Source organism: Duncaniella sp. (genome assembly GCF_029054785.1).
Classification (GTDB): domain Bacteria; phylum Bacteroidota; class Bacteroidia; order Bacteroidales; family Muribaculaceae; genus Duncaniella.
Window position 1 is genome coordinate 1 of sequence record NZ_JAIDEN010000179.1, and the last position, 6,252, is coordinate 6,252.

A 6,252-nucleotide genomic window follows, 5' to 3' on the forward strand; every position below is an offset into this window, starting at 1 on the left:
CCTATTGGGTGAATTCCAGTGTTTTATGCACTTGTTCCCTCATGTAGGGATGCTCCCCCGGAGCATCCGCTATTCCCGCACGGCATCCGCCCGGTATCAGGCTGGCCGCGTTAGCGGTCGGAGGAATTCAGGCCACTGCAAGGGCGCCGTAGGTGTCCGCAGCTGTGGTTAACCGCCGATCACCCCGAAAAAGAGCGCCGTAGGTGCGAAACATCGTGTGGCGGTCACGCAAAAAAGCCCGGCGGGACGCTGGTTCCACTGCCGGGCAAGGTAATAAGAATATCGGAGGCGGGTTTCTGATGCCGCCTCCTAAGGTTTCTACGGTTTAGAAACCTTCAATCGGGGCAGAGAGAGCTGACTTTAAGGGTCTGTGCTCTGCTCTTCGTTTTTATAGCCTGAGGCTTGTGGCGGGAGGCTACCTTGAGATGAACGCGCTGTTGATTTCGCGTTCATCAATAAAACCATTCTCCCCTGCCGATGGTTGAAATCGCACGGCTTAAATTAAGCAAATTGATGTTGAATATCGCAAATATCGCCGAAAAGGCTTATCTTTGCAGTTGTAAATTCCGCATCGTAGACACTATGGCAGTAAACATGAAGAAACGCGGCGGTTCCGGTGCCGGAGCATCGGTGCGCCCAAAGAAGGCTCTCGGACAGCATTTTCTGACCGACGAGAGTATAGCTGCGCGCATTGCTGCGACTCTTGATGATTTCAAGGGGCTGCCTGTGATGGAGGTAGGACCCGGCATGGGGGTGCTCACCAAATATCTGATCTCCGAGGGCCACGACGTGAAAGTGGCGGAGATCGACGGCGAGAGCATCGAGTATCTCCGCTACAACTATCCCGAACTGTCGGGCCGCATTCTCGATGCCGATTTCCTGCGTCTGGATCTCGCGCAGATCTACCCTGAGGGGCAGAAGTTCTGCGTGATCGGCAACTATCCCTACAATATCTCGTCTCAGATCTTTTTCCATGTGCTTGACTACCGCGATCAGGTGGTCTGCTGTTCCGGAATGCTCCAGCGCGAGGTGGCCGAGCGTTTTGCGGCTGCTCCCGGCACAAAGGCGCGCGGGATTCTGAGCGTCCTGCTCCAGGCGTGGTATGACGTGGACTATCTTTTCACGGTGAGTGAAAACGTGTTCAATCCGCCTCCGAAGGTCAAGAGCGGAGTCATCAGGATGACCCGCAACGGTGTGACCGACCTGGGATGTGACGAGAAACTTTTCAAGACTGTGGTCAAAACTTCATTCGGACAGCGGCGTAAGACTCTGCGCAATTCGCTGCGCGGACTTTTCCCGGCGGGAGTCCCGTTGCCCGACGATCCGTTGCTCGCTCTCAGGCCCGAACAGTTGTCTGTCGGGCAGTTTGTCGAGCTTACGAAGCTGATCGCTTCGTGTGGCCGTCAGGCCAAGAGCCTGTAAGGTCCGCCAGGAAACGGAAGTCTCACCCCCACAGCAACTCTCTCCCAGCCTCGCACCATGAAGGAATTCACCCATGAATATCTCGAACATCTCCGCAAAATAATCAATGACCATGCGGATGCGGCAGCCCGCGAGGAGCTCGCCGATCTTCACCCGGCAGATATCGCCGAACTCTATCAGGATCTTGACCTCGAAGAGGCCGAGTATCTCTTCAAACTTCTTGACGAAGAGACTCAGGCCGATGTGCTCATGGAGCTTGACGAGGATGACCGCGCCAAACTTCTCTCGAAGATGGATGTGGCGGACATCGCCAAGCAGATCGAGCATCTTGACACGGACGATGCCGTGGACATCATTCAGGAACTCGACGAGGATGACCGCGAGAAGATCCTCAGCCACATCGACGACGTGGAGCAGGCCGGCGACATCATCGACCTTCTGAAGTATGACGAGGACACGGCGGGCGGTCTGATGGGTACGGAGATGATCGTGGTCAACGAGAACTGGAGTATGCCCGAATGTATCAAGCAGATGCGTATGCAGGCCGAGGATATGGATGAGGTCTACTATGTCTATGTCGTTGACAACGAGGACCGTCTGCGCGGCACTCTGCCGCTGAAGAAGCTTATCACCCATCCTTCGGTGTCGAAGATACGCCATGTGATGGAGACTGATCCGGTTGCGGTGAAGGCCGACACGCCGATCGACGAGGTGGCTCTCGATTTTGAGAAATATGACCTTGTGGCGATGCCGGTGATCGACTCGATCGGACGTCTGCTCGGACGCATAACGGTCGACGACGTGATGGATAAGGTCCGCGACTCAAGTGAGCGTGACTATCAGCTGGCTTCGGGTCTTTCGGGCGATGTGGAGAGCGACGACAAACTTTTCGCCCAGACCAAGGCGCGCCTGCCGTGGCTGCTGATCGGCATGGTCGGCGGTCTGTGCAATTCGGTGATCCTCGGACGTTTCGAGGGTGGCTTTGTGGTCGACCCGGCTCTTGCGCTCTTCATCCCGCTGATCGGCGGTACGGGTGGAAATGTCGGTACCCAGTCTTCGGCTATCGTGGTTCAGGGCCTTGCCAACGGTTCTCTCGACATCAAGAAATCTTCGCGTCAGCTGCTGAAGGAGCTGGGAGTCGGTCTGCTCAACGGCAGTATCATTGCGCTGCTCGTGTTCCTTTATAATTTCTTTACTCTGGGCCACGGCCATGAGGTGACCACGTTTGCGGTGTCGATCTCTATTTTCTGTGTGGTGATGTTTGCTTCGGTGTTCGGAACATTCGTGCCCCTGACGCTTGAAAAGCTGAAAATAGATCCGGCGATCGCGACCGGACCCTTTATCTCGATCACCAACGACATTATAGGTATGCTGATCTATATGTCGATCTCTACCTGGCTCATTGTTTTCTTTGCTCAGTAGTTTTTTTGTTTCGTAATAGTTTTTTGTTTCGCACCTACGGCGCTCTTTCGTGGGGGGAGGTACGCATATACCACAGCTGCGGACACCTATGGAGTCCTTGCAGTGGCCTGGATTCTTCTGACCGCTAACACGGCCAGCCTGATACAGCGGCGAATGCCGTGTGGGGAGGGCGGATGCTGTGCTGGAATTGCGGATGCTCCGGGGGAGCATCCCTACAAGTGGATACGGGAAATGCATGCAAAACATTGGGTATCACCCGGTAGGGACGATTTTTAAAGCGTCCTCCGATATGGAGGGAGAAAATTTATGGAGACCTATATATTATGAGGCTGTGTCGTAATTAAGCTTTATGAACTGCACCCCAAAAGTTTTTTGTCTAACTTTTGGGGTGCAGTTCAATTTTGACACAGCCCCTTATAATTATAATTATAATTATAATAAGGTGGTGATTGGCTCTGGTGGGGGCAGGCTGACCGCGTTAGCGGTCGGAGGAATTCAGGCCACTGCAAGGGCGCCGTAGGTGTCCGCAGCTGTGGTATATGCGTACCTCCCCCCTCACGAAAAAGAGCGCCGTAGGTGCGAAACCTGAATTTCCGGCGACGGTGTTATTCGGCGTCCGGCGCGGTCTGGTCAGGATCTTCGTCGTATTTCTGGAAAAGGAAATCGTTGTAGGGGAAGCGGGTGAGGTGGATTTCCTTTGCGCGTTCGTAGAGCATGTTTTTCAGCTCGTCGATGTTTGCTCCTGTGCGGGCCGAGATGAAGACGCAGTCGTGAGGCAGACGAGACATCCACATCCGTTTCAGTTCGTCGAGCGAGATGTTCTCACGCGTTTCGGGAGTGAGGTCGTTTTCGTCTTTGGGGGTATAGGTGAATGCGTCGATCTTGTTGAAGACCATGATCATCGGCTTGTCGGCGCCGTTGCAGACTTCGCGCAGGGTTTTGTCGACCACTTCGATCTGCTCCTCGAAGTTGGGGTGGGAGATGTCAACGACGTGGACCAGGAGGTCGGCTTCGCGGACTTCGTCGAGGGTCGATTTGAAGGAGTCGACGAGGTGGGTCGGGAGCTTGCGGATGAAACCTACGGTGTCGGTCAGCAGGAAGGGGAGATTGTCGATGATGACTTTGCGGACAGTGGTGTCAAGCGTGGCGAAGAGTTTGTTTTCGGCAAAAACATCGCTCTTGCTCAGGAGGTTCATCAGGGTCGATTTTCCGGCGTTGGTGTAGCCGACGAGGGCCACGCGGGTGAGTTTTCCGCGGTTTTTGCGCTGGACGGCTTTCTGCTTGTCGATGCTGCGGAGTTCCTCTTTGAGGAGTGAGATTTTGGTGAGGATTATACGGCGGTCGGTCTCGATCTGGGTTTCACCGGGACCGCGCATACCGATGCCGCCACGCTGACGTTCGAGGTGGGTCCACATTCGGGTCAGGCGCGGGAGGAGATACTGGTATTGCGCCAGTTCTACCTGGGTCTTGGCGTTGGCCGTGCGGGCGCGTTTGGCGAAGATGTCAAGGATGAGGCTTGTGCGGTCGAGGATTTTGACTTTCAGCTCACGTTCGATGTTGAGGACCTGCTTCGAGGATAGGTCGTCGTCAAAGATGGCCATGCTGATGTCATTGTCTTCGATAAAGGCGCGGATTTCGTCGAGTTTGCCTTTGCCCACGAATGTGCGCGGGTTGGGATATGGGAGCCGCTGCATGAATGTTCTGACTGTTTCGGCTCCGGCGGTGTCAGCGAGGAAGGCGAGTTCATCAAGATATTCGCGCGATTTGGCTTCGTTCTGCTGTTCGGTGATAAGCCCGACGAGGACAGCGCGTTCGTTGATCTGTTCGTTGAGTATATTGTCTATCATATATTGAATTCTTCTTGAAAAAAGGTCGTTGAATATCGTTTGTGGAATTGATGATTCCACAAAGATAACAATTTTAACTAACTCTTGGGGGTGTTTAAGGATTGTTTTTTAGAGGGCGGTATGCAACAATCTCTTAGTTCTGCCTGGCGTTGCGGTTTTTGATCAGGCGTGAAAGATAGATGTTGGAAAATCCCCAGATGAGGACATCAAGAGCGATGATTACATTGATGTTGATAGATAAAAGGCTTGAAAGCACAATGTTGATGAGTGTGAAAAGAAGCGACACGCTGATGATTGTGATCATTGCGGCGCGGGGTTTCATTCCTGCGGCAAGAATCTTGTGGTGGATGTGGTTCTTGTCGGGAAGGAAGGGGCTGTGGTGCTGACGGATGCGCAGCAGATAGACGCGGATCACGTCGAAGCAGGGGACGATCAGCGGCGAGAACGCGAGAATCGGTGTGCTGATGCCGATGTTGACTGATTCGGGGTGGGTGAACAGAAGGGTGCCGAGGACGGCAAGGATCAGTCCGATGGTCAGCGAACCGGTGTCGCCCATGAAGATTTTCTTGTGTTTGTTTACATTGCCGAATACATTGTAGTAGAAGAAGGGGATCAGCACGCCGAGTGTGGCGAAGCTGACAACTGACAGGGCGTAGTCGCCGAGAAGATAGAAAGAGAAGCCGTAGATGGCGCAGGCGATCGAGCTGAGACCTGAGGCCAGGCCGTCAATGCCGTCGATGAGGTTGATTGCGTTGATCAGGAAGACGATGACTATCAGAGTGAAAGGATAGCCGAACCAGGGTGACACCTCTTCGATGCCGAGGACTCCGGCGAGGTCTGAAAACCAGACTCCACCGCTGATGAGGAAGGCGGCGCAGATGATCTGGACCACGAATTTCGCACGGTATTTGATGCCGATCAGGTCGTCGGCCATGCCGATGAGGTAGAGCAGCTCAAGTGCGATGAAGGTCGAGAGCAACGGGAGATATGAGTCAGCGAAAGCTGTCAAGATATTGTCAAATCCAAGCTGGATATTGGAGACCAGTACGATAGCGATCGAGGTGAAGATGACGGGTACAAAGGCGATGCCTCCAAGACGGGGGACGAGTCCTTTGTGGATTTTGCGGTCATTGACTTCGTCGAAAAGATTGCGTCTGAATGCGATAAGGAGGATCTGTGGTATCAGAAAACCGGCGAGCAGTACACAGAGGACGAAAATCGTCAGTAGGTTAATTGGCCAATATCCCATGATGGAGGATGTGATGATGTTTTTTTGTGAGAGAATTAAAATAAAGTGTTTAATAAACCACTATGAAAAGAACGATAGGGATTCACTAACAACTCAGCAGCAATTCATTTGTAATAAATGCCTATTTAAATGCAAAATTACATTAAATTTGTTGATTTTCAAAATAAAATATGCTCAATTCGCGGATTGGGGGGGTAATTTGTTGATATACAATACATTGAGCGTTGTGCTTGGGCGCGTTAATGGATGAAAATCAGGATTTTCCGAATAAATCATGGGGCTGAATGTGATGAAAATTCACTGTTTTTATGT

Annotated in this window: 4 protein-coding genes; 2 read left to right on the forward strand and 2 right to left on the reverse strand. The window is 52.7% G+C overall.

The features are described from left to right. The first annotated feature begins 594 nt into the window (after positions 1-594). Both rsmA and mgtE read left to right on the forward strand, forming a co-directional pair. Complete coding sequence (gene rsmA, locus K2H17_RS10960; RefSeq protein ID WP_300134728.1) at positions 595-1,422, forward strand: 16S rRNA (adenine(1518)-N(6)/adenine(1519)-N(6))-dimethyltransferase RsmA; 828 nt, start codon at positions 595-597, stop codon at positions 1,420-1,422. Between the two features lie 57 nt (positions 1,423-1,479). Then, entirely contained in the window at positions 1,480-2,844 is a 1,365-nt protein-coding gene (gene mgtE / locus K2H17_RS10965) for a magnesium transporter (protein ID WP_300134721.1), read from the forward strand. 605 nt (positions 2,845-3,449) lie between these two features. Here mgtE and hflX read toward each other — a convergent pair. Continuing rightward, a complete protein-coding gene (gene hflX, locus K2H17_RS10970; RefSeq protein WP_300134724.1) occupies positions 3,450-4,691 on the reverse strand; it encodes a GTPase HflX in 1,242 nt (413 codons plus the stop codon). Positions 4,692-4,824: 133 nt separating this feature from the next. Continuing rightward, positions 4,825-5,940 carry an MraY family glycosyltransferase gene (locus tag K2H17_RS10975; protein WP_300134726.1) on the reverse strand — a complete coding sequence of 372 codons (1,116 nt, stop codon included), beginning with the start codon at positions 5,938-5,940 and terminating at the stop codon, positions 4,825-4,827. Positions 5,941-6,252: the final 312 nt, after the last annotated feature.